The organism is Delftia sp. 11MD (genome assembly GCF_050907895.1).
GTDB classification, from domain to species: domain Bacteria; phylum Pseudomonadota; class Gammaproteobacteria; order Burkholderiales; family Burkholderiaceae_C; genus Comamonas; species Comamonas tsuruhatensis.
Genome location: NZ_CP194333.1, coordinates 5,965,841 through 5,991,700 on the forward strand (window position 1 = coordinate 5,965,841; position 25,860 = coordinate 5,991,700).

Below are 25,860 nucleotides of genomic sequence, written 5' to 3' on the forward strand. Positions count from 1 at the left end.
GGTTTCATCCATTGGTGCCAGTTATCGATGCATTTGGCCGCGAAGGCAGGATTTGGTCAGCATAGCGGTCAACCGGGAAGCGAAACACACCCCGCAAGTTGATGCTCTCCAGCCTGGTGGGCGCAATCTTCCCGATCAGTTCCGGTGGAATGACCTGGCGGCGGTTCGACCAGCGATCCAGGACCGCCTGCATCTGTGAGGTATTCCACGCCATCACGATGTTGGCCATCAGGCTCAACGCATCGGCCACAGCCTGCATTTCATCGACACGTTTGGCCTGCGCCGGGCTGATCCGGCCGGTATAAATGGCGCGCTTGAGGGCGTTAACAGCCTCGCCCCGATTGAGCACCCGGCGCAACTCGTTCCTGAAAGCGTCCTTGACAAAGTAGTCAGCCAAAAACGCCGTACGCAGCAACCGCCCCAATTGCACGCCAGCCTCATAGATTGGATCGCCCTGGGCGGCAGAACCGAACCGCGCAAGAGCTGCCACCGCACTGGCATGTCCGCTCATGACCGAGGCTGCCAGGTGCACCAGACTATCCCAATGCTTTTCGATCAAAGCGACGTCGACATTGGCTTCGCACACCGCAGCGATTTCTGCGGGCACTTTGGTGCCGCGTGGCACAAAGAGGTGGCGCTGTTTGAGTTCCTTCAACCGCGGGCAAAGATCAAAACCAAGCAAACGGGCATGTGACATGGCAAAGTCGGTGTAGCCATGGGTATCCACAGCAAGCTGGCTGGTCTCCAGCTTTTCTTGGCGGATGACACCTTCAATGGCCACGCCCGCCTGGCGCTCATTGAGCACAAAGGGCTGCGCATGGAAGATGCCCCACCGGTCTTTTACATGGGAGTAGATTCCAATGGAAGGTGTGTTGCGCCGAGGATCAAGCCGGGCTTGCCACACCCGTTTGGTGGTCTCCATGCTCATCATGTCAGAAGATGCCAAATCGGACCGCCCCCAGGTGGCGGCAATCGGGTGTCGCTGCATGAATTCCAGCACAGCCTGGCAGGCCTGGCTCAGACGCCGTTCGTCCCGCGCCCAGCGCATGGCCTGGCGAATGCTGGTGGCAGACAATTGCGGAATCATGCGCGCGCATTCGACCGCAGTCAGACTGGTGCCGTGGGCCATGATGCCGGCATAGACCATCAGCAGCTCGTCGGTAGAGCGCGGCTCACGTCCGAGCATGATCCAGCTAAAGCGCACCTGGGCGTCAACGGCCAGAATCACTTCCGGCAATTGAACCTCACCGATGCGGTGATCCAAAGCCGCGCGCAGCTTGGTCACTTCTGGGTCTTCGTCCTCTGCGGGCAATGGCGACAAATGGAGTTCATCATCCACGCGCAGTACGCCACTGCGGGCTGCAGCGGCCACCGCATCGACACCGGCAGTTACTCTGGCCAGCAAAGGCTTCAAGAAAGTGGCAGCCTTGCTGGGTAACGATAGACGGGCATAGTGTTTCTTGGACTCTGCCTGCCAACGCTCGTCCGTGAAGAACAAGCGCGCACGACCCCGAAAGCTCAGGCTGTGCTCAATCCAGACCGAGCCATTGCGCACCGCGCGGCGCAGGGCAAACAGGGTGGCCACCTCCAACGCCTGAAACGCCCGTTCCCGGTCTGGGCTGGAGATCGAAACCTGCCAGATCATTCCCAGACTTGGTGCCACCACTTCAACTGGCAGCTTTCTGGATCCTTTGAGATATAAAGCTTGCAGCTTGGCAAGGTACTCGATGGCAGGATGCTCGCCGGTGGCCTGCCAGGGCAGCTTTGCAATGGCGACGAGCAACGACCGCACGGGGCGAATTCCATCAATCAATCCCTCGCGGACCAGGGAGGCCCTGCTCGGTGGTTTGCGTTTCTGGGTTTCGGTGATCAAGGCTTCAAGACGGGCACGCAACTCAGCATCTGGCACCGCACCTTGCGCGCTCAAGGCAACAAGTTCGCCGAGCAGCGTTTTGTACATTGCGGCCCAATTGACGGTAGCGGGGACATCGGCGGCAGCCTGACGCCACAGATCGGCGATCCGGCGCTGCACCATAAGGATCAACTGGTCTGTGGTGGTGAACAGGCAATACCGAAGAAAGCATGCGACCTCCACGGTGCGCGCTGGCTCTTTGATCTTGGCTCCGGCTGAGGGCGGCCTGGAGACAAGTCGGCGCGCGTAGCGGCGCAAGATGAGATCGGGGATGTCTGCCAGGTGCTTATGAACGTCCAGCGTGTAAAGCAGGTCGATGCGCTCCAGTACCTCGCTGATTTGGCGGGTTGAGTGTTTCGCCGGTGCAGCCCATAGCCAACTCTGCTGGGTTTGTCCATCTGGGCGCAGCTCTGAAACTGAGGCTCGCCAGCGATCAAGTGTTGCTGGATCAACGCTGGCGGCGATGGCGGTGCCTGTTTCAACTTCAAGCTGGGCAAGTGCCGCCGCAATCAGTGTCCGAATTGCCCGCTCGTGCACGATCACCAGCTTGTTCTTGTACAGCCATTGACGCGCCCGCACGAGTAGCTGATCGCGGTCGGCGCAGCGCGCCACTTCGTCGCGCAGTTCACGTACCAGTGAGCGGCGCTGGTGCTCGCTCATCCACTGGAATCCAAGGACCGTGCAGGCTACTTGTTGGTGATCGAATAGCGTGCGCCCGCGTTCATACATGGCTCTCAGCGAGGCGACTTCTGGTGCTGCAATGCCAAGCTCGTTGCCAAGGTGGCGCCACAAGGCTACTGGAATTACCCGAAAGGCACCGAGCAAACGCCCACTCATGCGCAGGAAACCAATATGGAGCGCCAGACCAAGCTTGTGGGAATCACCTCGGCGTGCATTGATTGCGTCGCGCTCGGCACCATCGAAGGTGAAAAATGCCTTCATCTCGAAGTCGCTGATATCGCGGGGGAGCCCACGCATCCCCAAAAACGTTGTGTGCCAACCCTGCATCGTGAACCTCAAAAGTGGGAGGCCACCATACCCGTTTACAAAGCGAACAGGAAAGTCAATGAAATCAACGGTCTACCCAGACCACCCCCGCGCCAGTGCTAGCTTTGCGTACCGTCACTTATTGCACTGAAAACGAGGAGACCCCATGCCGTGCACCCGGTGGCGGCGGTGCAGACCGAGTATTCACTGTGGACGCGCGAGGTGGAGGACGAGGTGCTGCCCGCCTGCCGCGAGCTGGGCGTGGGGCTGGTGGCCTATTCGCCGCTGGGGCGCGGCTTTCTCACGGGACGCTTTCATGGCGGCACGGCCTTCGAGCAGGGCGATTTCCGCGCCAGCCTGCCGCGCTTTCAGCCCGGCAACATCGACACCAACCAGGCCCTGGTGGGTGCCGTATCGGCCCTGGCGCAGCACAAGGGCAGCACGCCTGCGCAGATCGCCCTGGCCTGGCTGCTGGCCCAGGGGCCGGACGTGGTGCCCATTCCGGGCACCCGGCGCATCGCCCATCTGCAGGACAACCTGGGCGCGCTGTCCGTGGCACTGACGCCCGGCGAGCTGGACGAGCTGCGGCGCGCCAGCGACGAGCTGCCCGTGGCCGGGCAGCGCTATACGGAGGAAGGCATGAAGGGCATCAACGCCTGACGGGCCAGCGGGGGCCGCCGGCTTACCAGGTGACGTCGCTGTTCTCGGCGGCGCTGCGGCGCAGCATGTCGATCATGGGCGCAGCGCGCTGGCGCAGGCTGACGGCATCGCGTGCGCCCGGTGCGGCATTGTCCTGGTCGCCATCCTGCGCATCCTCTTCCTGGTTGGCCTTGCGGCGGGCATCGTCATCGGCCACGGCGGCTTCCAGCGCATCGATGGCGGCCGGGATCTGCTGGACGGTGATGATGCCGCTGGCGCCGGGCGTCTTGCCGACGATCTCCAGGACCTGGCGGCCGTTGGATTCGAGCATGATGACGTCGGCCGTGGCACGGGACTTGAACTTGTAGAGCATGGCTATCCTTTTTCTGTGTGGCGTGTCATGCACTCAGCGGTACATGTACTCGCGGTTGAAAGCATAGTCCGATTGGGCTCCCACCATGGACCCCGACTGCAGCCGTCCGTCGGGATGCGTGCACAGCATCTGGTGCAGGGCGATCCAGCCGCGCTCGAAGCCCATGGCGCAACCCGCCAGATAGAGCCGGTAGGCGCGCAGCACCTTGGCGGCACCTTCGGCATCGGCATGCTGCTCAAGGATACGCTGCGCCTGCGGCAGCTGGGCTTCCAGTGCGTCGGACCAGTTCCACAGCGTGCGTGCGTAGTGGGGCCGCAGGTTCTCCGTGTCCACCATTTCCAGCCCGCTGTGGCCCATGTCGTGCAGCACGCGGCTCACATGCATCAGCTCGCCGCCGGGGAAGATGTAGCGGTCGATGAACTCGCCCATGCCCGCGCCCAGCTGGGTGTTGTCCACGCCGCCTGCGGTGATGCCGTGGATCAGCGCCATGCCGCCCGGGCGCAGCAGGCGGTGCACGGTCTGGAAGTACTCGGGCAGCTGGGCCTGGCCCACATGCTCGAACATGCCCACCGAGCCTATCTTGTCGAAGGGCTGGCCGGGCGCCAGCGCGCGGTAGTCCAGCAGTTGCATGTCCACCCTGCCCTGCAGGCCGCGCTCGGCAATCAGCTGCTGCACATGGCGGTGCTGGTTGTGCGAGAGCGTGATGCCCGTGGCCGTGACGCCGTAATGCTCGGCCGCCCACAGCAGCAGCGCGCCCCAGCCCGCGCCGATGTCCAGGAAACGCTCGCCGGGCCGCAGGTCCAGCTTGCGGCAGATGTGGTCGAGCTTGGCCTCCTGGGCCTGGGCCAGCGTCATCTGCGGATCGCGGAAGTAGGCGCAGGAATAGACGCGGCGCGGGTCCAGCCACAGGCCGTAGAAGTCGTCGGAGATGTCGTAGTGGAACTGGATCTGCTGGGCGTCGCGCGCCAGCGTGTGCGCGGCCATGGAGCGCATGCGGGCCATGGCATGCACCCACCAGTGCGATGTGCCGCGCACCGGATCGGATTGCAGCAGGCTGGCGGCCACCGCCATCACGTCGCGCATGCGGCCATCGATGCGTACCAGCCCCTCCACGATGGCACTGCCCAGTGTCCCTATCTGCCCGGCCGCCAGGCTGGCCATGGCCGCCATGGACTGGAAATGCAGCACCACCTGCGCATCCGCAGGACCGGCGCGCTGGCCGGACGGCAGGATCACGGCCACGGGAACAGGGAGAGACGCCAGCCGCGCCTCGATGGAGCTCAGCACTTGTGTCATGGCGTTCATTTTTGACAGCAAGCCGCACTGCGTCAATCGCAGCCTGGGCTGTGCATGGCGGGGCATGGCGCCCCGCCACAGAAGGGGCGATCAGGCGATCAGCTGCCTGTAGTCGCGCCGTGTCTGGTCACTCACCGAAGCAAGCACTTGCTCGAAGGGCGTCTTGTGCCGTGCGACCAGCCGCAGGGATGCCACGGCGCGCGATTTGCAAAACCAATGACAGGTGTACTGCATGAGCAACAGCTCGGCCGTCATCATGAAGGCGCGCGCACGGCGTTCTTCCTCGGTGGCGCTGTCGGCCACGCGCACGGAGGCAATGCCGCGCGCATGCAGCTGCATGGCTTCGCGCAGATCGAAGCCGGACGACGGGAACAGCCGGTCCAGATAGGGCAGCGCCACGGGCAGCGTGCTCACGCGCGTGAGCTGCGGATCGGCCGAGGCCATTTCCTTGGCAAAGCGCTGGAACTGCTCGACCAGGCTGGTTTCGGTGTTGTCCAGCACGGTCCAGATCTGGGCGCGGCGCTGCTCGTCGTTCTCGCCCAGGGCGCGCAGATAGCCTTCGATCAGGCCGCCCATCAGCTTCTCTATCTGGAAACGCCCCAGATACTGGGCCAGCAGCAGGGTATGCCGGCGCTGCTCCTGCGTCTTGAGAAGGTAGATTGCGATGAAGACAATGATCGCCAGCGTGAAGAAGTCCATGAAAGCAGCAAGGGGGCCAAGGGTGCGTGAAGGCTTGAGTGTAGTCAGGCGCGGCCTGCCCGCGATTTTGGCGGGCATAGGCCTGCTGCTGGGCGGCTGTGCCAGCACGGGGGCCGGCGGCGACGGCCTGGGCTATTACTGGCAGAGCCTGCGCGGCCAGATACACCTGCTGCAGGCCAGCCGCCCCATTGACGACTGGCTGCAGGACGACAACCTGGCACCCGCGCTGCGCGAGCGCCTGCTTGCGGCCCAGCGCATGCGCAGCTTCGCCGTGCAACGGCTGGGCCTGCCCGACAACGCCAGCTACCGCCGCTACGCCGATCTGCAGCGGCCCTTTGCCGTGTGGAACGTGGTGGCCGCGCCGCCCGACAGCCTGGAGCTGCACCGCTGGTGCTTTCCCGTGGCCGGCTGCGTGGGCTACCGGGGCTACTTTTCCGAGGCAGACGCCGTGGCCCAGGCCCGGCTGCTGGCCGACCAGGGCCTGGAGTCCGGCAGCTACGGCGTGCCCGCCTATTCCACGCTGGGCTACCTGAACTGGCTGGGGGGCGATCCGCTGCTCAACACCTTCGTGGGCTGGGGCGAGGGCGAGTTCGCCGGCCTGCTGTTCCATGAGCTGGCCCACCAGGTGGTCTACGTGGCCGGCGATACCGCCTTCAACGAATCCTTTGCCACCACCGTGGAGCGCCTGGGCGCAACGCTGTGGCTGGCCACCGAGGCCGGCCCAGCCGCCCGCGCGCGCTGGGAGTCCAGCCAGCTGCGGCGTACGCAGTGGCGGGCACTGACCGGGCGCACGCGCCAGGCGCTGCAGCAGCTGTACCAGGACCCGCAGCAGCGCGGCCCCGCCATGCAGCAGGCCAAGGCGCAGATCTACCAGCAGCTGCGCAGCGACTACGCTGCGCTGCGTGCGCAATGGCGCAGCGCCGATGCAGCCTTGCTGACGACCGACGCGCAGCGCCAGTTCTACGAACGCCACCAGGCCCGGCTGGACCAATGGGTGGCCGATGCCAACAACGCCAGCTTCGGCGCGCTGGCCGCCTATGACGACTGGGTGCCGGCCTTCACCGCGCTGTGGCACCAGGCCCAGGCCCAAGCAAAGACCCAAGCTCCGGCCCAGGCCCAGCCCGGCAACGAGGCAATCCAGGGCTGGCAGCGTTTCTATGCCGAGGTGCGGCAGCTGGCCGCCCTGCCCGCAGCGCAGCGCAACGCCAGGCTGTGCAGGCACATGCCGGCCGATGCGCCCCTGCCGTCTGCCTGCGCCCCGGCTCAGGCCGGGGCGTCGGGATCCGCGGACGGATCGCGCCCCGGCAACTGAATGCGTGCCAGCAGGCCGCTGGAGCTGCCAGGCGGTGGCGACTGCAGCTGCAGGCTGCCGCCGTGCTGGGCCACGATCATGGACACGATGGACAGGCCCAGGCCATAGCCCGGCGATGCCAGTTCGCGCACGGCGCCCTGGGGCAGGCGCAGATCGTCCACATGGCGCACATGGCGCTCGCGCGCGGTGCCCAGCGCCACGGCGTCCATGCCCGGCCCCTCGTCGCGCACCTGGACGGTATGGCTGTCGCAGACTTCGAGCAGCACCTCCGAGCCATCGCTGTAGCGCAGCGCGTTCTCCACCAGGTTGCGCAAGGCAATGGCCAGCGTGTCCACGTCGCCCGCCACCGGCCCGCAGGGCTGCTCGGGCAGCACCACGTCCAGCCGCAGCTGGGTGGATTCGTCCTGCTGCCAGAACTCGGAGGCCACCATGCTGGCCAGCGTATCCAGCCGCACATCGTCCTGCGCCAGCGCCGAGCCCGAGGCCGCGCGCGACAGCTGCAGCAGCTTTTCCGTGCGCTGGCTCAGCCGCTCCAGCGCCTCGTGCGCGGCCCGCACGTCGGCGTTGTCCACGCCACGGTCCAGGGCCGTCTGCAGGCGCAGCGTGGCCACGGCCAGCGGCGTGCGCAGCTCGTGGGCCGCATTGGCGGCCATGGAGCGCTCCACCTGCAGCGCATGCGACAGGCGCTGCATCAGGTGGTTGATGCCCCGGCCCAGCCGCCACAGCTCGCGCGGCATGGCGTCCAGGTCCAGCGGCTCCAGGTTGGAGCCGCCGCGCTCGCTCAGCTGCAGCTGCATGTCGCGCAGCACGCGCAGGCGCCGCCGCGCGGTCACGCGCAGCGCCCAGCCCATGAGGGCGAGCATGACCAGCATCACCGAGCCCAGCGCCAGCAGCGCCCGCTGCAGCGCCTCGCTGCGCTCGACCATGGGATCGGCCAGCATCAGGAACAGCGGCTGCCGGGGATGGGCCACCACATAGATGCGCCAGCCCTCGCGCTCGTAGAAGCCCTCGCGCATGGGCACGGCAAAGGCCGCCACGGGGGCGGCCTGGGTGCGCAGCAGCACGTTGCCGCGGCCGTCCTGCAGCTGGTAGACCAGATCCTCGGCCTCGTCGCCCGGCTGCGAGGCCACATGCGGGCGCTGCACGCCCTCGCGCGAGTGGTCTTCCTGTTCCAGCTGGTGCACGGCCACCTCCAGCAGGCGGTGGCCGCTGTCGATCATTTCCTGGTCGAAGTTGTGGTGCACGATGTGGCTGACATACCAGGCCAGCGCCAGCACGCAGGCCAGCCAGACGGCGGCCAGGGCCAGTGTCAGCTCGCGGGCCAGCTGGTCGGCCAGACGGGGCGGCAGCGCCAGGCTGTAGCGCTGCGGCTCATCCATGCTCGAGGGCCAGGCGGTAGCCGGTGCCGCGCACGGTCAGGATGCGGTCGCGCCCGAGCTTGCGGCGCAGCCGGCTGATGAACACTTCCAGCGTGTTGCTGTCGGCCTCGGCATCGAAGCCGTAGAGCGCATCGAGCAGATGCTCGCGCGCGTGCACACGCTGCGGCTGGGCCGTGAGCACGCGCAGCAGCGCCCATTCCTTGGGCGTGAGCAGCAGGGTGCGGCCGGCGTCGCGCACCATTTCACGGGCCAGGTCGATCTCCAGCGTGCCCATGCGCAGCACGGCGTCCTGCCCGGCCTGCATGCCACCGCCGCGCCGGCTCACGGCGCGCAGGCGGGCCAGCAGTTCCTCGGGGTCGTAGGGCTTGACCAGATAGTCGTCGGCCCCCGCGTCCAGCCCGCGGATGCGATCGCTGACCTGGTCGCGGGCCGTCAGCACGATGGTGACGGGAGGCTGCGCCAGCCGGCGCAGCGTGGGCATGAGCGCCAGGCCGTCACCGTCGGCCAGGTGCAGGTCCAGCAGCACGGCCGCGTAGCTGGCACCGGCCAGGCAGGCGCGCGCCTGGGCCAGCGAGGGCACGCTGTCGATCAGAAAGGCCTTGGAGCGCAGATAGCTGCCCACCGCCTGGGCCAGGGCCTCATCGTCTTCGACCAGCAGGATTCGCATGGGAGGTTGGGCCTTCGCACATCAGGATGCGCACCGGATACGGACGGAACAAGCGTGGCGCAAGGGGGGGCGGCAGGGGTTCAAGCTGAACGGAGTCTGAACGTCGGGTTCAGATGTTCTTAAGCTGCGAATTCTACGCTCGCGGCCATGTCAGAACGCCTGCTCGCCCGCCCCCCCTTTGCCGGCTCCTCCGGCACCGGCCAAGCCCCGGCCCCATCTTCTGCCCAGCCTGCCCAGGCGGCCCCCGCCAGCCTCGTGGCGCGGCTGCGCAGGGCCTGGAGCGCACCGCGCTCGCCCCAGGCCGTGGCCCTGGTGCTGGCGCTGTGGCTGCTGGCCACCGCCAACTGGGCGCTGTGGCGGCGCCTGCCCCACCTGGAAGGCTATGACGGCAGCCTGGCCGCCCTGGTGCTGCGGCTGCTGCCCCTGGGCCTGGGCGGCCTGCTGCTGCTGCTGTCGCTGACGGCCTGGCCGCGCGGCATGAAGCCGCTGTGGATTGCCCTGCCCTGGATTGCCGGCGCGGCCCAGTACTTCATGACCGCCTACGGCACGGTGATGGACGGCGGCATGATCAACAACATCCTGCAGACCGACCTGCGCGAGAGCAGCGACCTGTTCAACCCCCAGCTGCTGCTGCAGCTGCTGCTGGTGGCCGGCCTGCCCACGGCCTGGCTGCTGCGGCTGCGCGTCATCCGCCCGCGCCGCGGCATGCAGACCGTGCTGCGCACGCTGGCGCTGCTGGCCGCCTCGGTGCTGCTGCTGGCGGCCTCGGTCTTTGTCTCGTACCGCGAGCTGGCGCCCGTGGTCCGCAACAACCTGTGGATGCGCCACATGCTCAATCCGGTCAGCCCGGTGCTGGCCTCGCTGGATGCGGTGCTCAAGCCCATCCTGCGGCCCAAGCGCCCGTTTGCCAGCATCGCGGCCGGCGCCACGCTGGGGGCCACCTATGCGGCCGAGCGCAAGCCGCCGCTGTTCGTCATCGTCGTGGGCGAGACGGCGCGCGCCGCCAACTGGGGCCTGAACGGCTATGCGCGCGACACCACGCCCGAGCTGGCCAGGCGCCAGGTGCTCAACTGGAGCAACGTGACCTCCTGCGGCACCAGCACGCGCGAATCCGTGCCCTGCATGTTCTCGCACCTGGGCCGCACCGGCTTCTACAAGAGCAAGGTGGACTACGACAACCTCGTGGACGTGCTGTACAGCGCCGGCCTGGCCGTGCTGTGGCTGGACAACCAGGCCGGCTGCAAGGGAGTGTGCGACCGCATTCCCAACGCCAGCACCGCCGACCGCCTGGACACGCCCGACGGCAAGGCGCTGTGTTCCAGCGATGGAGAATGCCTGGACGGCATCCTGCTCAGCGGCATCGACGAACGCATCGCCGCCCTGCCGCGCGAGCGCCGCGAGCGCGGCGTGGTGCTGGTCATGCACCAGATGGGCAGCCACGGCCCGGCCTACTACAAGCGCTCCACGCCCGAGACCAAGGTCTTCCAGCCCGAATGCCTGACCAACGCGCTGTCCAGCTGCACGCGCGAGCAGGTGGTCAATGTCTACGACAACTCCATCCGCTACAACGACCATTTCCTGTCGCAGACCATCGACTGGCTGACGCGCCAGCAATCGCGCTACCAGACCGGCATGGTCTACATGTCCGACCACGGCGAGTCGCTGGGCGAGATGGGCATCTACCTGCACGGCATGCCCTACGCCATGGCGCCCGACGAGCAAAAGCACATTCCCATGATCGCCTGGCTGGGCAACCTGGGCCAGCGCACCGGCGTGTCCGAGCGCTGCGTGCGCGGCCAGCTGGACGCGCCGCTGTCGCACGACAACCTCTACCACACCACCCTGGGCCTGCTGGACGTGACCAGCCCCACCTACCAGAAGCCGCTGGACGCGCTGGCCGGCTGCCGCAGTTGAGCGGGCGGGGGGCGCAGCCGCCGTTCAGCGCTGCTGCCAGAAGCCCCGGTGCGGCGCCAGCATCTCCTCCTGCAGCGCAGGCACGGGCCCCACGACCTGCACGCTGCGCTGCCCGCGCGCGAAGACCTCGCGGCAGGGCAGGGACAGCGTGGGGTTTTCGGGATGGTCGCCCGTCAGCGCCAGCAGCGCCGTTTCCTCGGCGCCGTAGAGCACGCGGCCTATGCCGGCCCAGTAGATGGTTCCGGCGCACATGGCGCAGGGCTCGAAGGTGGTGACCAGGGTGCACTGCGCCAGGTAGGCGCCCGGATAGTTGGCGGCGGCCGTGCGCGCCAGCGTGGACTCGGCATGGTTCACCGTGTCGATGTTGCCCTGCTCGGCCAGCACGGTCTCGCCATCGGGCGCCAGCAGCAGCGCGCCAAAGGGATGGCGGCCCATGGCCATGGCCCGCCCGGCCACGGCGCCTGCGCGCCGCAGCTGGCGGGCCGCCTGTTCGTCGGTCAGAGGCGTCATGGAAGGTGTCGTCGCGGGTGCGGGCGTCATGGCCGGATTCTCCTTCACTCGCCCTGCGAGCCGCGCCGGGCCCAGCCCGTGGTGCGCTTTTCGATGGCGCTGAACAGCTCGTACATCACCATGGCCATGGCGCCCACCACGATGAGGCCGGCAAAGGCCAGGCCCATCTGCATGGACGAGCCGGCCGACACCAGCAGGTAGCCGATGCCTTCGTTGGCCGCCGTCATCTCGCTGACCGTGGTGCCCACGAAGGCCAGGGTGATCGCCACCTTCAGCGAGCCGTAGAAGTACGGCATGGAGCGCGGCAGGCCGACCTTGATGAGCACGTCCCAGCGCCGGGCGCCCAGCACGCGCAGCACATCCTCCAGTTCGGGCTCCAGCGTGGCCAGGCCGGTGGCGATGTTGACCATGATGGGAAAGAAGCTGATCAGGAAGGCCGTGAGGATGGCCGGCCCCGCGCCGATGCCGAACCAGACCACCAGGATGGGCACGAAGGCCGCCTTGGGCAGCGCGTTGAAGGCCGTCATCAGCGGATAGAACGCCGCATAGGCCAGGCGCGAGGAGCCGATCAGAAAGCCCAGCAGCACGCCCACCACGATGGCGATGCCAAAGCCCGCCATCGTCACCCAGTAGGTGCGCCAGGCATGGGCGGCGATGATGCCGCTGAACTCGGCCAGCTGCCGGCCGATGGCCCAGGGGCTGGGGAAGATGAATTCCGAGACCTCGAAGGCCGAGCAGATGACCTGCCACAGCAGGATGACCGCCAGCAGCAGCACCCAGGGCGCCCAGCGTTCCGCGTATTTCTTGTGCATGTGAATCTCCCCCGTTCTATTGTTGGATGGCCGCGCCGGTCTTGCGCATGGCGCCGATGTGGCCGCGCAGCTCGTGCACGATGTCGGTGAATTCGCGCGTGTAGGTCAGCTCCAGCTCACGCGGGCGCGGCAGCTCGATGTCGCGGCGCACCACGAAGCGGCCCGGGCTCTTGCTCATCACGTACACGGTGTCGGCCAGGAAGACGCTTTCGCGCAGGTCGTGCGTGACCAGGATGACGTTGAAGCGCTGCTCGGCCTGCAGGTCGCGCAGCACGCACCACAGCTCCTCGCGCGTGAAGGCGTCCAGCGCGCCGAAGGGTTCGTCCAGCAGCAGCATCTGGGGCTCGTGGATCAGCGCGCGGCAGATGCTGGCGCGCTGCTGCATGCCGCCCGACAGCTGCCAGGGGTACTTGTCCTCGTAGCCGCCCAGGCCCACCTTCTGCAGCAGGGCGCGCGCACGCGCCTCGTACTCCTTGCGCTTTTGGCGGAACAGCGAGCGGTGCGGCTCCACGATCTCCAGCGGCAGCAGAACGTTGTCCACCGTGGTGCGCCAGGGCAGCAGCGACGGCGCCTGGAAGGCCATGCCCGAGATCTTCAGCGGCCCGGTCACACGCTCGCCGTTGACCATGACACGGCCCATGGAGGGCATCTTCAGCCCCGTGGTCAGCTTCATGAAGGTGGACTTGCCGCAGCCCGAGGGGCCGACGATGGCGATGAACTCGCCGCGCCGCACCTGCAGGTCGATGGCCTCGACCGCGAAGTGGTTGGCGCGCAGCAGCTCCTCGTTGTAGGCAAGCCAGACGTCGCGGAACTCGACGAAGAAGGCGTCGTCATCGCCGTGGGATGTGGAGGAATTCATGTCAGGCAGCAGGCAAGGGCCGTGCACGCCACCCGCTGGCGCACGCGCACGGTGTCAATCACTTTGTCGTCACTTCTTGGGCAGGATGTTCAGCTCGGCCGCAGACGGCAGGAAGCTGCCGTTCCAGACCTCGGCCGGGTTCACGCGCGTCTTGGTGGCGTAGACATCGGAGACCTGCGATGCCATCAGCGACAGGCGTGTGGGCACGACCTGGCCAAAGCCTTCGGCACGCGCGTCGGCGCTGTTGACCACGGTGTCGATGGCCAGTTGCAGGCGGCGCGTCTCCAGCTGGGTGTTGACGATGCCGTCGCGCTCCTTCACGTAGGCAATGGCCGCGCCCGGGTTGGCGATGACTTCCTTGGCCCCCTTGGCGAAGGCCTGCAGGAAGGCCTTGATGGCGGCCGGGTTCTCCTTGATCAGCTTCGGGCTGGCGATGATGGCGTTGCCGTACAGCTTCACGCCGAAGTCCGCATAGGGCATGACCACCACATCGGCGGCCTTGATGCCGCGCGCCTCCAGGTTCAGCAGCGAGGTGAAGGTGAAGCCCGTGATGGCATCCACGTCGCCGCGCACCAGCATGGTCTCGCGCAGCGGCGGGTCCATGGCCGTCCACTGCACGGTGCCGACCTGGTTGGCCTTGGCGAACAGCGGGAAGGCGCGGCGGCCCGCATCGAACACGGGCGCGCCCAGCTTCTTGCCGGTGAGGTCGGCCGTCCTGGCGATGCCGCTTTTCTTGAGCGCCATCACCGAGGCCGGCGTGTTGTTGTAGACCATCATCACGGCCACGGGCTTGTTGGGCATGTCCGGGTTGTTGGCCTGGAACTCCATCAGCGCCGCGATGTCGGCAAAGCCCAGGTCATAGGCGCCCGAGGCCACGCGCTGCACCACGCCGCCCGAGCCGCTGCCGGCATCGACCGTGACATCCAGGCCCGCGTCCTTGAAGTAGCCCTTGGCCACCGGCTGCAGGAAGAAGGCGGCCGGCCCCTCGAAGCGCCAGTCCAGCTGGAACTTCAGCGGCGTGGCCGCGTGGGCCTGTGTATGGGCCGTTGCCACGCCCGCGCTGGCGGACAGGGCCAGGACGGTGTGCAGGAACAGTCGTTTTTGCATGGTGGGCTTCCTCTCTGGTGGTCAAAAGAAACGGTGGGGACGGAACGGGGCCGGGTCAGCTTTTCCAGGCGCCCTGGTGCGATGCGGCGGCCTCGCCGATCAGCGCCGGGCCTATGCATTCGATGGCGTGGGACGAGGCGGCGAACACATCGCGGCAGGACAGCTCGGCATCCTTCTGGTCCAGGCGCTCGCCGCGGAATTCGCGCAGGCGCACGGCGTCTATGCCGTAGACCACGCGGCCTATGGCCGACCAGAAGATGGCGCCCGCGCACATCACGCAGGGCTCGGCCGATGAATACAAGGTGGCTGCGGACAGCGCCTCGCGGTCATGCAGGGGGCTGGCCAGGCGGATGGCCGACAGCTCGGCATGGGCCGTGCAGTCGCCGCTCTCGCCATTGGCGTTGGAGGCCTCGGCCAGCACGCGGCCATCGGCGGCCACGATGAGTGCGCCGAAAGGGCGGTTGCCGCGCTGGCGCGCGCGGTCGGCCATGGCGATGGCGCGGCGCAGGTACAGGCCGTCGCGCTCGTCGAGCGAGGCCTCAAGGGGCAGTGAAACGGTGGCGTGGTCCATGTGCACTCCCTCAGGCCTTGGCCATGCGCGCGGCCAGCGGCGGCAGCAGGCTGCGGTTGAACAGCGCGTCGGCCGACACGGGTGCCTTCAGGCCGAAGGCCTGGCTGACCTGCTCGGCCTGTCGGGCCAGCAGCTGCGGGTCGATGTCGCCCAGGCCGTGGCGCTGCGTATCGGGCGCGGCCAGGTATTGCGAGGTGATGGCCCAGCGCGCCAGTTCCAGCTTTTCATCCAGGATGGGCTCGCGCTGGCGCACGGCGGCCACGGCCAGCGCGGGCTGGGCCAGGCATTCGACGAGGGAGCGGTTGCTGGCACGCAGGAATCCCGCCACCAGCGCCGGCTGCTCGGCCACCAGAGCGCTGGAGGCCAGGATGGCATTGCCGTACAGCTGCACGCCCGCATCGGTGTAGCGCAGCACCGACAGCTCCTCGGGCTTGATGCGTGCGAACAGCGACACGGCCGAGTCATGGAAATAGGTGGCCGCATCCACATCGCCGCGCACCACCACGTTGTCGCGCGCCGAGAACTCCGTCGTGGTCCAGGCGAACAGGTCGGCCGGCAGGTTCTGGCGCTGCGCAACCAGGGGCCAGACGCGGCGGGTGGACTCCACGGCGGCGGCGGCCACCTTCTTGCCCTTGAGGCTGGCGAACTCGCCCGTGATGCCCCGGTCCTTGCGGCCGATGATGGCGAACGGCGCGCGGTTGTAGTACTGGTAGACGGCCTGCACGCGCGCCGCGCCCGCGTTCTGCGCGTTGAACTCGATCAGCGAGCTGATGTCGCCCAGGCCCAGCTGGTAGGCGCCGCTGGCCACCCGCGTGATGGATGCCACCGAGCCCGAGCCCACGTCGATGCTCACGTCCAGCCCCTCGTCGCGGTAGTAGCCCTTTTGCAGCGCCACGAAAAAGGGCGCGGTCTGCGAGGTCACGCGAAAGTCCAGCGTGAACTTCAGCGGTGTCAGCGCCTTGCCCTGGGCGAAGGCACCGGGCATCACGGCACTGGCAGCGGGAAGGGCGGCGGCGGCAAGGAAATGGCGGCGTTGCATGGTGGAACTCTCAGTCGCTATCAACATGGGGACCGGCCGCTGGCATGGGGCCGGGCGGCTGGCGTGACATGAGCAATTTCCGGGCAACGCGCACTGGGCGCGTGCTGAACGCTTCTACTCAGTGATGCTTGTATGCAAAGTGCGTACCACCCCCTGAGTCGCTTCGCGCCTTCCCCCTCTCTCGCTGCGCGGGAGGGGGACGACACCCTCGGTGCGGGGCGGCCCTTCCTCGGTGTCACTGGGCTGGGCGGCGCCGGTTTTCGACGCGGCGGGCATGCATCAGATTGGTGCCAGACGGTTCCGATGCGGCGCGTGCACCAAGCTGCCCGGCCCTCTTGCACCACTATGGAACGCAGGCGGCCATGAACCGGCCTTCGCGGGCTGGCGCGCTGTTTGCTTGGGTGGTTGGCAAGAGTAGAAGCGTTCAGCTTGCCGGCCTGTGCCGGCGCGGGTCATTGCTCTTGAAGCGGGTGCGGGAGCGGCGTGGCTGCGACCTGTGCCCTGTCAGCCACTTCAAGAGCGACGGGCGGGATCGGTGTCTTTTTGCGCCGGCCGCCGCGTGCCTTGCCACTGCCTTTGCGGCAAAGGAAACAGACCATGAACATGCTTGCCAACCCCACCCTGCCTTCGGCACCGGCGTCAGATTACGCGCTGGGTGAACTCGCCAAGGAGGCCCGCATGGGCGGCCAGGGGCAGGAGACGCGCGCACGGGAGGTGCGGGTGATCGATATCTCCGACTTCGACCGCCGCAAGGCCGAGATTGCCGATGCGATCTGGCAGGCCTCGGTGGAGATCGGCTTCTTCCAGGTGTCGGGCCACGGCATTCCCCAGTCCGATATCGATGCGGCCTTCGGGCGTGCCGAGCAGTTGTTCGCGCTGCCGCGCGAGGTGAAGGCGCAGTGGCCGCTGTCGCGCAATGCGGGCTGGGAGCACAAGGCGCAGATCCGGCCTTCCACGCGCACGCCCGACCAGAAGGAGTCCTACCAGGTGACGCGCCCGCGCATGACCGGCCTGTGGCCCACGCAGCAGGAGCTGCCGGGCTTTCAGCAGGCCACGCTGGACTTTGAGCGCCAGTGCTGGCAGGTGGGCATGCAGCTGCTGTCGTGCTTTGCGCACAAGCTGGGCTTTGATGCGGATTTCTTCACGCGCGCCCACGACCCTTCGGTGCCCGCCTACCAGAGCACGCTGCGCATGCTGCATTACTTCGCGGTCGATCCCGCGCTCAAGGATGAGCTGGGCCTGTGGCGCGCAGGCGCCCACACCGACTTCGACTGCCTGACCCTGCTGTTCCAGCGCGCGGGCCAGGGCGGCCTGCAGGTGCTGCCGGGCAAGGAGATGGAGGGCCAGCAATGGACGCCCGTGGACCCCGTGGAGGGCGTGATCACCTGCAACATCGGCGACATGCTCACGCGCTGGAGCGACGACCAGCTGCCCAGCAACTTCCACCGCGTGCGCAATCCCCTGCCCCATGAATACCAGGGCGCGCGCTACAGCCTGGCCTTCTTCTGCCAGGCCAACGAGGACGCGGTGATCGAGGGCCCGCAAAAGAAGTACCCGCCCATCACGGGCGCGGAGTACCTGCGCCAGCGCATCAGCGCGAACTTCTCGAACAAATATTGATCCCCCTGAGCGGCTGCGCCGCTTCCCCCTTCTCGCTTCGCGGAGGGGGACGACGCCTTCGGCTGGGCGCCCCCGCCGCGAGGCGGCTCTTGCTCGGCGTCCCTGAGTTGGGCCGCGCCAGTTTCCAGCGCTCCACTCTTTGACATAGTGTGGTGTGGCCTGGCCGGAAACGGCAAGGCCCCGGAGTCCGGGGCCTTGTCTGTGTCTGCGATCGGTGGTGGTGTTGATCAGCGCAGCGATTCGATCAGGTCGATGTACTGCTGCTTGGCATCGTCGGCCGAGGTGTCCTTGAGCTTTTCCCAGGCGTCCCACTTGGCGCGGCCGACCATGTCGGTGAAGCTGGGCTTCTTGGCCTCGTTGTCGCCTTCGGTGGCCTGCTTGTACAGCGCGTAGAGCTTGAGCAGCGTGGCGTTGTCGGGGCGCTCGCTGATCGAGGTGGAGTTCTTGACGGCGGCCTCGAAGGCGGCGTTCAGATCGGACATGGCGGGTCTCCTGGTGGGCGGTTCGTGTAGCGGCACAGTGTAGCCAAAAATGCAGGAATTTAGAACGACCGTGCTTTTTCACCGTCATCCGAACCGAGACCGGCTACGCCCCTCCTATGCTGCGCTGCACAGGTGCCCGGCCATGGGCCATAGGTCTGCCTCGCAAGGCACGGGGGCCGGCGCCTGGCCCCGGGCGCTGCCCGGTTGCAGGATGCGGCCGTGCTCCATCACGACCACGCGGTCGGCGACGGCGAAGGCCTGCTGGCGGTCTTGCGTCGCATAGACGGCCGTACAACCCAGGCTGCGCAGCAGCCGGGGAATTTCCTCGCACAGGCGCTCGCGCAGGTTGCCGTCGAGGCCGGACAGGGGTTCGTCCAGCAGCACCAGGCGCGGGCGCTCCACCACGGCGCAGGCCAGCGCCGCGCGCTGCTGCTGGCCGCCCGACAGGCTGCCGGGAAGGCGCTCGCCCATGCCCTGCAGCCCGACCAGGCCCAGGGTCTGCTGCACCCGCTCGTGGATCTGCGCGCGAGGCAGGCCGCGCATCTCCAATGCGAAGGCCACGTTGGCCTGCAGGCTCATATGGGGCCAGAGCGCATGGTCCTGGAGCACCAGGCCCAGCTCGCGCCGCTCGGGCGGCAGGGACTGCGAGGCGCTGGCCGCGCACTGCCCGCCCATCCAGACTTCGCCGCGGCTGGGCTGCTCCAGCCCGGCCAGGATCTTGAGCAGGGTGGTCTTGCCGCAGCCCGAAGGACCCAGCAGGGCCAGCACCTCGCCGGGCGCGATCTGCAGGCTGATGTCCTGGAGCACGGCGCGCTCGCCGTGGATGCGCTTGAGCTGCCGGGCTTGGACGGCCACGCCCTGCGCGGCGGCCGTGGAGGATTCGATGGAGGTCACAGGGACCGCATGCTAGGTGCGGTGTGTGACATGCCGGTGTCGGCCGGACCCCGCAAGGGCCTCAGCGCGTGGGCTCGCTCAGCCAGCGCTGGGCCAGCTTCACCCAGAACGTGGCGCCCTGCGGAATCAGCTGGTCGTTGAAGTCGTAGCTGGGGTTGTGCAGCGTGCAGGGACCGCCGCCGTGGCCGATGGCGCGGTGGTCGCCGTCGCCATTGGCGATGAAGCAGTAGGCGCCGGGCTTTTCCAGCAGCATGAAGGCGAAGTCCTCGGCGCCCATGGACGGCTCCTGGGGCAGCACGTTGGCCTCGCCCACGACCTCGGCCATGACGCGGCGTGCGAACTCGGCCTCCGGGGCGGAGTTGATGGTGGGCGGGTAGTTGCGCACGAACTCGAACTCGCAGCGCGTGTCATGCGCCGCGCAGATGCTCTCGGCCAGGGCCTTCATGCGCCGCTCGATCAGGTCCAGCACCTCCAGCGTGAAGGTGCGCACCGTGCCCTGCAGCTCCACGCTGTCGGGCACCACGTTCGTGGCCTCGCCCGCATGGACCATGGTGACCGAGACCACGCCCGCCTCGATGGGCTTGACGTTGCGGCTGACGATGGTCTGCAGGCCCAGGATGAGCTGGGCCGCCACGGGCAGCGGGTCGATCACCATGTGCGGCATGGCCGCGTGGCCGCCCTTGCCGCGCACGACGATGCGGAACTCGTTGCTCGACGCCATGGCCGGGCCCGGGCCCACGGCCATGGTGCCGGCCTTCATGCCCGGCCAGTTGTGCATGCCGAACACGGCCTGCATGGGGAACTGGGTGAACAGGCCGTCCTCGACCATCTCGCGCGCCCCGCCGCCGCCCTCTTCGGCCGGCTGGAAGATCAGGTGCACCGTGCCCTCGAAGCTGTCGCGGTGCGCGGCCAGGTACTGCGCGGCGGCCAGCAGCATGGCCACGTGGCCGTCATGTCCGCAGGCATGCATTTTTCCGGCGTGGCGGCTGGCGTGCTCGAAGGTGTTGAACTCCTGCATGGGCAGGGCGTCCATGTCGGCGCGCAGCCCGATGGCCCGGCCGCTGGCGCCGCCGTCACGGCCGTGGATGGTGCCCACCACGCCCGTGCGGCCCAGGCCGCGGTGCACGGCAATGCCCCAGCCTTCGAGCTGCCGGGCCACCAAGTCGGCGGTGCGCAGTTCCTCGAAGCACAGTTCGGGATGGGCATGTATGTCGCGGCGCAGCGCGGTGATCTCGGGTGCGCTGTCCAGCAGCTCCTGCAGCAAGGCCATGGGGTTCTCCTTCTAGAGCGTGTTATGCACTTTTAAGTACCCGCGTTGGTTCTGCGCGCTGGTGATCGCAAGGCGCAGTGCGCCGCCAAGGCTCATGCCTTGGCAAGCGCTGCAACGCCGCGAGCGCCTGCGCGCAGAGCCAACCCGAAGGGAAAGCCGGGAAAGGGGCCCGGCCCTTCTCCAATGCTGCAAGCCTACACCCGGACCTTGCCGTCGCCGGTCAGCATGGACAACTCCACGAAGCGCGGCTTGGCCGATTGCGGCTTGAAGGCCAGCGGGAAGCCGGCCACCTGCTGGCCGTGCATGGCGTCGAGCGCGGCCACCAGGCCGTCGCGCGTGGGCTTGCCCGAGGCCGAGGCCTGGCGCAGCGCATCGGCGAACACGCGTGCCGCCAGATAGCCTTCCATGCTGGAGTAGTTGGGCGTCAGCTTGCCGCCGCCCTTCTGGATGGCCGCCAGGAAATCGCGCGTGATCTGGCGCGAGGTCTGGAAGGGCGAGGGCACGACCTGGGTGACGACCACCCCTTCGGCATCCTTGCCCAGCGTCTGCGCCAGTGCCTGCGAGCCGACGAAGGAGACGTTGTAGAACTGCCCGCCAAAGCCCGCCTGGCGCGCCGCGCGCACAAAGGCCGCGCTGGCCGAGTAGGTGACGATCTGCACGATCACATCGGCGCCCAGCGGCACCAGCGTCTTGACGGCCGCCGCCACATTGTTCGAGTTGCGCTCCACCGTGGCCGCGCCCACGGGCTCCAGCCCCTTGGCGGCCAGCGCCGCCTTGACGCCGGCCAGGCCCGATTCGCCATAGGCATCGTTCTGGTGCAGCACGGCCACCTTCTTCAGGCCCAGGCCCGTGAGGTGCCGCACCATCAGCGCCGTCTCGTCGGCATAGGAGGCGCGCACGTTGAAGACCAGTTGGGCCAGCTGGGGCTGGCGCAGCGCGTCGGCGCCCGTCAGCGGCGCGAACAGGGGCACGCGCGCCTTTTGCAGCAGCGGCAGCGCGGCCATGCTGGTGGACGTGCCCACGTAGCCGAACAGCGCGAACACGTCGTCGGACAGGAAGCGCTGGGTATTGGCCGCGCAGCGCTCGGGCTCGTAGCCGTCGTCCATCACGCGCAGTTCGATGTTGCGCCGGGCAATACCCCCCTGCGCGTTGAGCTGTTCGAAGTACAGCTTGGCGCCTTCATGGAAGGGCTGGCCGATCTGCGCTGCAGACCCGGTCAACGGGCAGGACTGGCCCAGCACAATGGTGCCTCCCGCGTCCTGGGCGCACACTGCGCCGGTCCAGGTGGCGGCAGCCGCCGTGCTGGCTGCGATGAACTGTCTGCGGCTGAACGCCGTCTTGGGTCGGAGCATGAACTTGCCTGTTTTTGTCACTGGAATCGGCGCCGTTGCTGCGTGCAGCCGGCTGCAAGGGTCCGCATAATAAAGACAAGCGGCGATTGCGGCATGCAAGACCGGCACCGCCCCTTGCCCGTGACGGCCTTTTCCTGTTTTTCCGGCTTTCACGGTTCTTTCGCAAAGTCCCCACCCTGTCCGAGACCGCTGCCACCATGTCCTCCGCCACGCCCCCACTCCAGGCCACCTCACAGGTGCTGGGCGCCTGCCCCCATGACTGCCCCGATACCTGCTCGCTGGTGACCACGGTCGAAGACGGCATCGCCAAAAGAGTCCAGGGCAACCCCGACCATCCGCACACGGGCGGCGTGCTCTGCGCCAAGGTCAGCAAATACACCGAGCGCAGCTACCACCCCGAGCGTGTGCTCACCCCGCTGCGCCGCGTGGGACCCAAGGGTTCCGGGCAGTTCGAGCCCGTGGGCTGGGACGAGGCGCTGGCCGACATCGCCGCCCGGCTGCACGCGCTGGCGGCGCGCGATCCCGAAACCATCCTGCCCTACAGCTACGCAGGCACCATGGGCCTGGTGCAGGGCGAGAGCATGGACCGGCGCTTCTTCCACCAGCTCGGCGCCTCGCTGCTGGACCGCACCATCTGCTCCAGCGCCGGGGGCGAGGCCCTGAACCTGACCTATGGCGGCAAGCTGGGCATGCGCGTGGAGCATTTCACCGAAAGCCGGCTCATCCTCATCTGGGGCAGCAACAGCATCGGCAGCAGCCTGCATTTCTGGCGCTATGCGCTGGAGGCCAAGCGCAACGGCGCACGCCTGGTGTGCATAGACCCGCGCAAGACCGAGACCGCCGACAAATGCCACGAGCACCTGCAGCTGCTGCCCGGCACCGATGCCGCCCTGGCACTGGCCCTGATGCACGAGCTGATCACGCACGGCTGGCTGGACCATGACTACATTGCGCGCCACACGCTGGGCTGGGAGGAACTCAAGGCCCGCGCCCTGCAGTGGCCGCCCGAGCGCGCGGCCCAGGTCTGCGGCCTGCCCGTGGAGCAGATCCGCCAGCTGGCGCGCGACTACGGCACCACCACGCCCGCGGCCATCCGGCTGAACTACGGCGTGCAGCGCGCGCGCGGCGGCGGCAATGCCGTGCGCGCCATCGCCTGCCTGCCGGCCCTGGTGGGCGCCTGGCGCCACCGTGCCGGCGGCCTGCTGCTGTCCGCCTCGGGCGCCCTGCCCGCGCAGCGCGCCCGATTGCAGATGCCGCACCTGCTGGGCGAGCGCCGCCCGCGCACCATCAACATGAGCACCATCGGCGACGCCTTGCTGCACGAAGGCGGCAACGGCTTCGGGCCGCGCGTGGACGCCATCGTGGTCTACAACAGCAATCCCGTGGCCGTGGCGCCCGAGTCGGCCAAGGTCGTGGCCGGCTTTGCGCGCGAGAACCTTTTCACCGTGGTGCTGGAGCAGTTCATGACCGACACGGCCGACCTGGCCGACTACGTGCTGCCGGCCACCACGCAGATCGAGCACTGGGACATCCACGGCAGCTACGGGCATACCGACGTGCTGCTCAACCGCCCCGCCATCGCGCCGCTGGGCCAGGCGCGCAGCAACGGCCAGATCTTCCGCGACCTGGCCGCGCACATGGCGCGGCATGACGACGCCTTTGCCGCTGCCCATTTCCAGACGAGAGACGAGCAACTGTGCCGCGAAGCCTTCGAGGGGCGCGGCGTGGACTTCGACGAGCTGCTGGACAAGGGCTTTGCCACCCTGGCCCTGCCCGAGGCCCCCTTTGCCGAGGGCGGCTTCGCCACGCCCTCGGGCCGCTGCGAATTCACCAGCGCCGAGCTGGCGCGGCGCGGCATGGACCCGCTGCCCGACTACCTGCCCAACTACGAAACCGCCGAAACGGATGCGCGCTACCCGCTGGCCATGATCTCGCCGCCGGCACGCAACTTTCTCAACAGCAGCTTCGTCAACGTCAAGAGCCTGCGCACCATGGAAGGCCGCCCGCTGGTGGAACTGCACCCCGACGACGCCGCCACGCGCGGCGTGGCCGAGGGCGACCGCGTGCGCGTCTTCAACGACCGGGGCAGCTACGAATGCCACGCCACCCTCAACGGCCGCGCGCGCCGTGGCGTGGTCAACGGCCTGGGCATCTGGTGGCGCAAGCACGGCGACAACGGCACCAATGTCAACGAGCTCACCCACCAGCGCCTGACCGACCTGGGCCGCGCGCCCAGCTTCTACGACTGCGCGGTGCAGGTGCAGCGGCTGGCCTGAGCCCCGCCCCGGAGGCGGGCGATTCCTGCGCAATGGCGTCTGGCGCATCGGCACAATGGACCGCATTGCCACCACCGACAGGAGATGCCCATGCTGCAAACCGCCGTGGTCGCCGTGCGCGACCGTGCCCGGCTGCAGGAAATCGTCGGCGTGCTGCTGCGCTTCGGGCTGGCCGACCTGGTCGACACGCTGGGCCTGGCCCGCTTCGCGCCGCGCGGCAGCCAGCCCCATCCCGAGCATCCGCTGGATGCCAGCCGCCCCGAGCGCCTGCGCATGGCCCTCGAACACCTGGGCCCCAGCTTCGTCAAGCTGGGCCAGATCATGGCCACGCGCTCGGACCTGCTCGCGCCCGAATGGACGGCCGCCCTGCAGCAACTGCACAGCCACGCCGCCCCGCTGCCCTGGGAGACGGCCCAGCCATTGATCGAGCAGTCGCTGGGCCTGCCCGTGGAGCAGGTGTTCACGCATTTCGATCCCGTGCCGCTGGCCTCGGCCTCCATGGCCCAGGTTTACCGTGCGCGGCTGCCTGCGGTTGAAGAACGGGATGACCGGGATGACCGGGAAGGCCGGGAGGACGGCAGCGGCAGCGACAGCCCCCCTGCGGCCCGCGCTGCCGACATCGAAGTCGTGGTCAAGGTCCAGCGCCCCGGCCTGCGCCCCCAGATCGAGGCCGACCTGCGCCTGCTAGAGCACCTGGCGCTGCTGGCCCAGGAACAATGGCCGCAGCTGGCACGCTACCGCCCGCGCGAGGTCACGCGCCAGCTGGGCCAGGCGCTGCGCGAGGAACTGGATTTCACCGTCGAAGCCCACAACGGCGACGCCGTGGCGCGGCACTTCGCGGCCCAGCCCGAGATCGTCGTGCCGGCCATCCACTGGGCATTGAGCGGGCCGCGCCTGCTGGTGCAGGACTTCGTGCCGGGCGTGCCGGCCTCGGCCGTGGGCGCGGACCCCGCGCTGGACGGCCCGCTGCTGGCGCGCCGTGGCGCCTGCGCGTTTTTGCAGATGGTGCTGCGCGACGGCCTGTTCCACGCCGACCCGCACCCGGGCAACCTGCTGGCCCTGCCCGGCAACCGCGTCGGCTTCATCGACTTCGGCATGGTCGGGCGGCTGTCTCCCCAGCGCCGCCGCCAGGTGCTGGGCCTGATGCGCGCCCTGGTCGAGGGCCAGGGCCGCAGCCTCTCGGGCGTGCTGCTGGACTGGGCCGCCGAAAGCGAAATGCCCGGCCGCGCCCCGCCCTCGGCCGCGCGCATCGAGGCTGCCGTGGACCGCTTCGTGACCCGCCATGGCCCCGGCGCCAGCAACGGCCGCCTGGTGATGTCCCGCGCCCTGCAGGACTTCATGGCCCTGGCCCGCGAAACCGGCGTGGCCCTGCCCGCCGACATGGCGCTGCTGCTCAAGGCACTGATCACGGCCGACCAGGTGCTGCTGCAGCTGGACCCGCAATTCGACGTGGTGCAGACGGCCACGCCCCTGGTCAAGGCCCAGCTGCTGCAGCGCTACTCCCTGCGCAGCCTGGCGCGCCAGCGCCGCGCCGCCATGGCGCAATGGATGGACCTGGCCGACGACGCGCCGCACACCCTGCGGCTGGTGATGCAAAGACTGCGCTCGGGCCGGCTGCAGGCCGACCTGGACATACGCCACATCGACCGCCTCTCCCAGGCCCTGGAACGCGCCGCCACCCGCCTGGCCCTGGCCGTGGTCTCCGGCGCCTTCATCCTGGGCCTGGCCCCCGGCCTGCTGACCATGGGCCCGCGCCTGTGGGGCATCCCCCTCTTCGCCGCCCTGGGCGTGGCCGGCGCCGCCGCCAGCCTGGCTGTTCTTTTCACCACCATGCGCAGGCAGAAGGCGCTGGATTGATGGCTGGATTGATCGCTGGATTGGCGATCAGGA

22 protein-coding genes are annotated in these 25,860 nt (G+C 68.2%); 6 read left to right on the top strand and 16 right to left on the bottom strand.

What is annotated here, in order from left to right; translation table 11 throughout:
• Window positions 1-4 precede the first annotated feature (4 nt).
• Complete coding sequence (locus ACRSCF_RS27310; protein WP_003049965.1) at window positions 5-2,920, bottom strand: Tn3-like element IS1071 family transposase; 2,916 nt, start codon at window positions 2,918-2,920, stop codon at window positions 5-7.
• 150 nt (window positions 2,921-3,070) lie between these two features.
• Between ACRSCF_RS27310 and ACRSCF_RS27315 the strand changes: the two genes are divergently transcribed.
• A complete protein-coding gene (locus tag ACRSCF_RS27315; RefSeq protein WP_324622799.1) occupies window positions 3,071-3,559 on the top strand; it encodes an aldo/keto reductase in 489 nt (162 codons plus the stop codon).
• A 22-nt stretch (window positions 3,560-3,581) separates the two neighbouring features.
• Here ACRSCF_RS27315 and ACRSCF_RS27320 read toward each other — a convergent pair whose 3' ends face one another.
• Genes ACRSCF_RS27320 through ACRSCF_RS27330 form a run of 3 tightly spaced genes read right to left on the bottom strand, consistent with a single transcriptional unit; the run spans window position 3,582 to window position 5,906 of the window.
• Window positions 3,582-3,911, bottom strand: coding sequence for a DUF1840 domain-containing protein (locus ACRSCF_RS27320; protein ID WP_016446603.1), 330 nt, complete (start codon window positions 3,909-3,911; stop codon window positions 3,582-3,584).
• Between the two features lie 33 nt (window positions 3,912-3,944).
• Window positions 3,945-5,273 carry a class I SAM-dependent methyltransferase gene (locus ACRSCF_RS27325; RefSeq protein WP_016446604.1) on the bottom strand — a complete coding sequence of 443 codons (1,329 nt, stop codon included), beginning with the start codon at window positions 5,271-5,273 and terminating at the stop codon, window positions 3,945-3,947.
• Window positions 5,274-5,297: 24 nt separating this feature from the next.
• A complete protein-coding gene (locus ACRSCF_RS27330) occupies window positions 5,298-5,906 on the bottom strand; it encodes a hypothetical protein (RefSeq protein WP_016446605.1) in 609 nt (202 codons plus the stop codon).
• A 22-nt stretch (window positions 5,907-5,928) separates the two neighbouring features.
• Between ACRSCF_RS27330 and ACRSCF_RS27335 the strand changes: the two genes are divergently transcribed.
• Window positions 5,929-7,218: an aminopeptidase gene (locus ACRSCF_RS27335; protein WP_034368213.1), complete on the top strand. Its 1,290-nt coding sequence runs from the start codon at window positions 5,929-5,931 to the stop codon at window positions 7,216-7,218.
• Here the strand turns inward: ACRSCF_RS27335 and ACRSCF_RS27340 are convergent.
• A complete protein-coding gene (locus tag ACRSCF_RS27340) occupies window positions 7,170-8,597 on the bottom strand; it encodes an ATP-binding protein (RefSeq protein WP_043789275.1) in 1,428 nt (475 codons plus the stop codon). The two genes, ACRSCF_RS27335 and ACRSCF_RS27340, sit on opposite strands and share 49 nt — an antisense overlap.
• The gene (locus ACRSCF_RS27345; RefSeq protein WP_016446608.1) at window positions 8,590-9,264 is read right to left on the bottom strand and encodes a response regulator; all 675 of its coding nucleotides are present in this window, start codon (window positions 9,262-9,264) and stop codon (window positions 8,590-8,592) included. Before ACRSCF_RS27345 ends, ACRSCF_RS27340 begins: the two co-directional genes overlap by 8 nt.
• A gap of 147 nt (window positions 9,265-9,411) precedes the next feature.
• Between ACRSCF_RS27345 and ACRSCF_RS27350 the strand changes: the two genes are divergently transcribed.
• On the top strand, window positions 9,412-11,178 hold the full coding sequence (locus tag ACRSCF_RS27350; RefSeq protein ID WP_244387578.1) for a phosphoethanolamine transferase: 1,767 nt from the start codon (window positions 9,412-9,414) through the stop codon (window positions 11,176-11,178).
• 24 nt (window positions 11,179-11,202) lie between these two features.
• Here ACRSCF_RS27350 and ACRSCF_RS27355 read toward each other — a convergent pair whose 3' ends face one another.
• From ACRSCF_RS27355 to ACRSCF_RS27380, 6 genes are all read right to left on the bottom strand, one after another.
• Window positions 11,203-11,718, bottom strand: coding sequence for a nucleoside deaminase (locus tag ACRSCF_RS27355; protein ID WP_016446610.1), 516 nt, complete (start codon window positions 11,716-11,718; stop codon window positions 11,203-11,205).
• Window positions 11,719-11,732: 14 nt separating this feature from the next.
• The gene (locus tag ACRSCF_RS27360; RefSeq protein ID WP_012203071.1) at window positions 11,733-12,500 is read right to left on the bottom strand and encodes an ABC transporter permease; all 768 of its coding nucleotides are present in this window, start codon (window positions 12,498-12,500) and stop codon (window positions 11,733-11,735) included.
• A gap of 16 nt (window positions 12,501-12,516) precedes the next feature.
• The gene (locus ACRSCF_RS27365; RefSeq protein ID WP_012203070.1) at window positions 12,517-13,359 is read right to left on the bottom strand and encodes an ABC transporter ATP-binding protein; all 843 of its coding nucleotides are present in this window, start codon (window positions 13,357-13,359) and stop codon (window positions 12,517-12,519) included.
• Window positions 13,360-13,428: 69 nt separating this feature from the next.
• Window positions 13,429-14,466 carry an ABC transporter substrate-binding protein gene (locus tag ACRSCF_RS27370; RefSeq protein ID WP_244387579.1) on the bottom strand — a complete coding sequence of 346 codons (1,038 nt, stop codon included), beginning with the start codon at window positions 14,464-14,466 and terminating at the stop codon, window positions 13,429-13,431.
• 55 nt (window positions 14,467-14,521) lie between these two features.
• Window positions 14,522-15,037, bottom strand: a complete 516-nt coding sequence (locus ACRSCF_RS27375) for a nucleoside deaminase (protein ID WP_012203068.1) — start codon at window positions 15,035-15,037, stop codon at window positions 14,522-14,524.
• 10 nt (window positions 15,038-15,047) lie between these two features.
• Window positions 15,048-16,076 carry an ABC transporter substrate-binding protein gene (locus ACRSCF_RS27380; RefSeq protein ID WP_034368212.1) on the bottom strand — a complete coding sequence of 343 codons (1,029 nt, stop codon included), beginning with the start codon at window positions 16,074-16,076 and terminating at the stop codon, window positions 15,048-15,050.
• 597 nt (window positions 16,077-16,673) lie between these two features.
• On the opposite strand from ACRSCF_RS27380, the gene ACRSCF_RS27385 reads away from it, so the two are divergent.
• Entirely contained in the window at window positions 16,674-17,696 is a 1,023-nt protein-coding gene (locus ACRSCF_RS27385) for an isopenicillin N synthase family dioxygenase (RefSeq protein ID WP_244387580.1), read from the top strand.
• Window positions 17,697-17,923: 227 nt separating this feature from the next.
• Here ACRSCF_RS27385 and ACRSCF_RS27390 read toward each other — a convergent pair whose 3' ends face one another.
• From ACRSCF_RS27390 to ACRSCF_RS27405, 4 genes are all read right to left on the bottom strand, one after another.
• The gene (locus tag ACRSCF_RS27390; RefSeq protein ID WP_012203065.1) at window positions 17,924-18,178 is read right to left on the bottom strand and encodes an acyl-CoA-binding protein; all 255 of its coding nucleotides are present in this window, start codon (window positions 18,176-18,178) and stop codon (window positions 17,924-17,926) included.
• A 114-nt stretch (window positions 18,179-18,292) separates the two neighbouring features.
• Window positions 18,293-19,072: an ABC transporter ATP-binding protein gene (locus ACRSCF_RS27395; RefSeq protein ID WP_017407671.1), complete on the bottom strand. Its 780-nt coding sequence runs from the start codon at window positions 19,070-19,072 to the stop codon at window positions 18,293-18,295.
• A 61-nt stretch (window positions 19,073-19,133) separates the two neighbouring features.
• On the bottom strand, window positions 19,134-20,342 hold the full coding sequence (locus ACRSCF_RS27400) for a M20 aminoacylase family protein (protein WP_034368211.1): 1,209 nt from the start codon (window positions 20,340-20,342) through the stop codon (window positions 19,134-19,136).
• 194 nt (window positions 20,343-20,536) lie between these two features.
• The gene (locus tag ACRSCF_RS27405; protein ID WP_043789266.1) at window positions 20,537-21,694 is read right to left on the bottom strand and encodes an ABC transporter substrate-binding protein; all 1,158 of its coding nucleotides are present in this window, start codon (window positions 21,692-21,694) and stop codon (window positions 20,537-20,539) included.
• 197 nt (window positions 21,695-21,891) lie between these two features.
• Here ACRSCF_RS27405 and ACRSCF_RS27410 point away from each other — a divergent pair, with 197 nt between their 5' ends.
• A complete protein-coding gene (locus ACRSCF_RS27410; RefSeq protein WP_432675163.1) occupies window positions 21,892-23,970 on the top strand; it encodes a molybdopterin-containing oxidoreductase family protein in 2,079 nt (692 codons plus the stop codon).
• Window positions 23,971-24,060: 90 nt separating this feature from the next.
• Entirely contained in the window at window positions 24,061-25,827 is a 1,767-nt protein-coding gene (locus ACRSCF_RS27415; RefSeq protein WP_244387581.1) for an ABC1 kinase family protein, read from the top strand.
• Window positions 25,828-25,860: the final 33 nt, after the last annotated feature.

Coding starts and splice junctions, on each gene's coding strand:
- ACRSCF_RS27310 (WP_003049965.1), bottom strand. CDS start 2,920: ATGCAGGGTTGGCACACAACGTTTTTGGGGATGCGTGGGCTCCCCCGC.
- ACRSCF_RS27320 (WP_016446603.1), bottom strand. CDS start 3,911: ATGCTCTACAAGTTCAAGTCCCGTGCCACGGCCGACGTCATCATGCTC.
- ACRSCF_RS27325 (WP_016446604.1), bottom strand. CDS start 5,273: ATGCCCCGCCATGCACAGCCCAGGCTGCGATTGACGCAGTGCGGCTTG.
- ACRSCF_RS27330 (WP_016446605.1), bottom strand. CDS start 5,906: ATGGACTTCTTCACGCTGGCGATCATTGTCTTCATCGCAATCTACCTT.
- ACRSCF_RS27340 (WP_043789275.1), bottom strand. CDS start 8,597: ATGGATGAGCCGCAGCGCTACAGCCTGGCGCTGCCGCCCCGTCTGGCC.
- ACRSCF_RS27345 (WP_016446608.1), bottom strand. CDS start 9,264: ATGCGAATCCTGCTGGTCGAAGACGATGAGGCCCTGGCCCAGGCGGTG.
- ACRSCF_RS27350 (WP_244387578.1), top strand. CDS start 9,412: ATGTCAGAACGCCTGCTCGCCCGCCCCCCCTTTGCCGGCTCCTCCGGC.
- ACRSCF_RS27355 (WP_016446610.1), bottom strand. CDS start 11,718: ATGACGCCCGCACCCGCGACGACACCTTCCATGACGCCTCTGACCGAC.
- ACRSCF_RS27360 (WP_012203071.1), bottom strand. CDS start 12,500: ATGCACAAGAAATACGCGGAACGCTGGGCGCCCTGGGTGCTGCTGCTG.
- ACRSCF_RS27365 (WP_012203070.1), bottom strand. CDS start 13,359: ATGAATTCCTCCACATCCCACGGCGATGACGACGCCTTCTTCGTCGAG.
- ACRSCF_RS27370 (WP_244387579.1), bottom strand. CDS start 14,466: ATGCAAAAACGACTGTTCCTGCACACCGTCCTGGCCCTGTCCGCCAGC.
- ACRSCF_RS27375 (WP_012203068.1), bottom strand. CDS start 15,037: ATGGACCACGCCACCGTTTCACTGCCCCTTGAGGCCTCGCTCGACGAG.
- ACRSCF_RS27380 (WP_034368212.1), bottom strand. CDS start 16,076: ATGCAACGCCGCCATTTCCTTGCCGCCGCCGCCCTTCCCGCTGCCAGT.
- ACRSCF_RS27385 (WP_244387580.1), top strand. CDS start 16,674: ATGAACATGCTTGCCAACCCCACCCTGCCTTCGGCACCGGCGTCAGAT.
- ACRSCF_RS27390 (WP_012203065.1), bottom strand. CDS start 18,178: ATGTCCGATCTGAACGCCGCCTTCGAGGCCGCCGTCAAGAACTCCACC.
- ACRSCF_RS27400 (WP_034368211.1), bottom strand. CDS start 20,342: ATGGCCTTGCTGCAGGAGCTGCTGGACAGCGCACCCGAGATCACCGCG.
- ACRSCF_RS27405 (WP_043789266.1), bottom strand. CDS start 21,694: ATGCTCCGACCCAAGACGGCGTTCAGCCGCAGACAGTTCATCGCAGCC.
- ACRSCF_RS27410 (WP_432675163.1), top strand. CDS start 21,892: ATGTCCTCCGCCACGCCCCCACTCCAGGCCACCTCACAGGTGCTGGGC.
- ACRSCF_RS27415 (WP_244387581.1), top strand. CDS start 24,061: ATGCTGCAAACCGCCGTGGTCGCCGTGCGCGACCGTGCCCGGCTGCAG.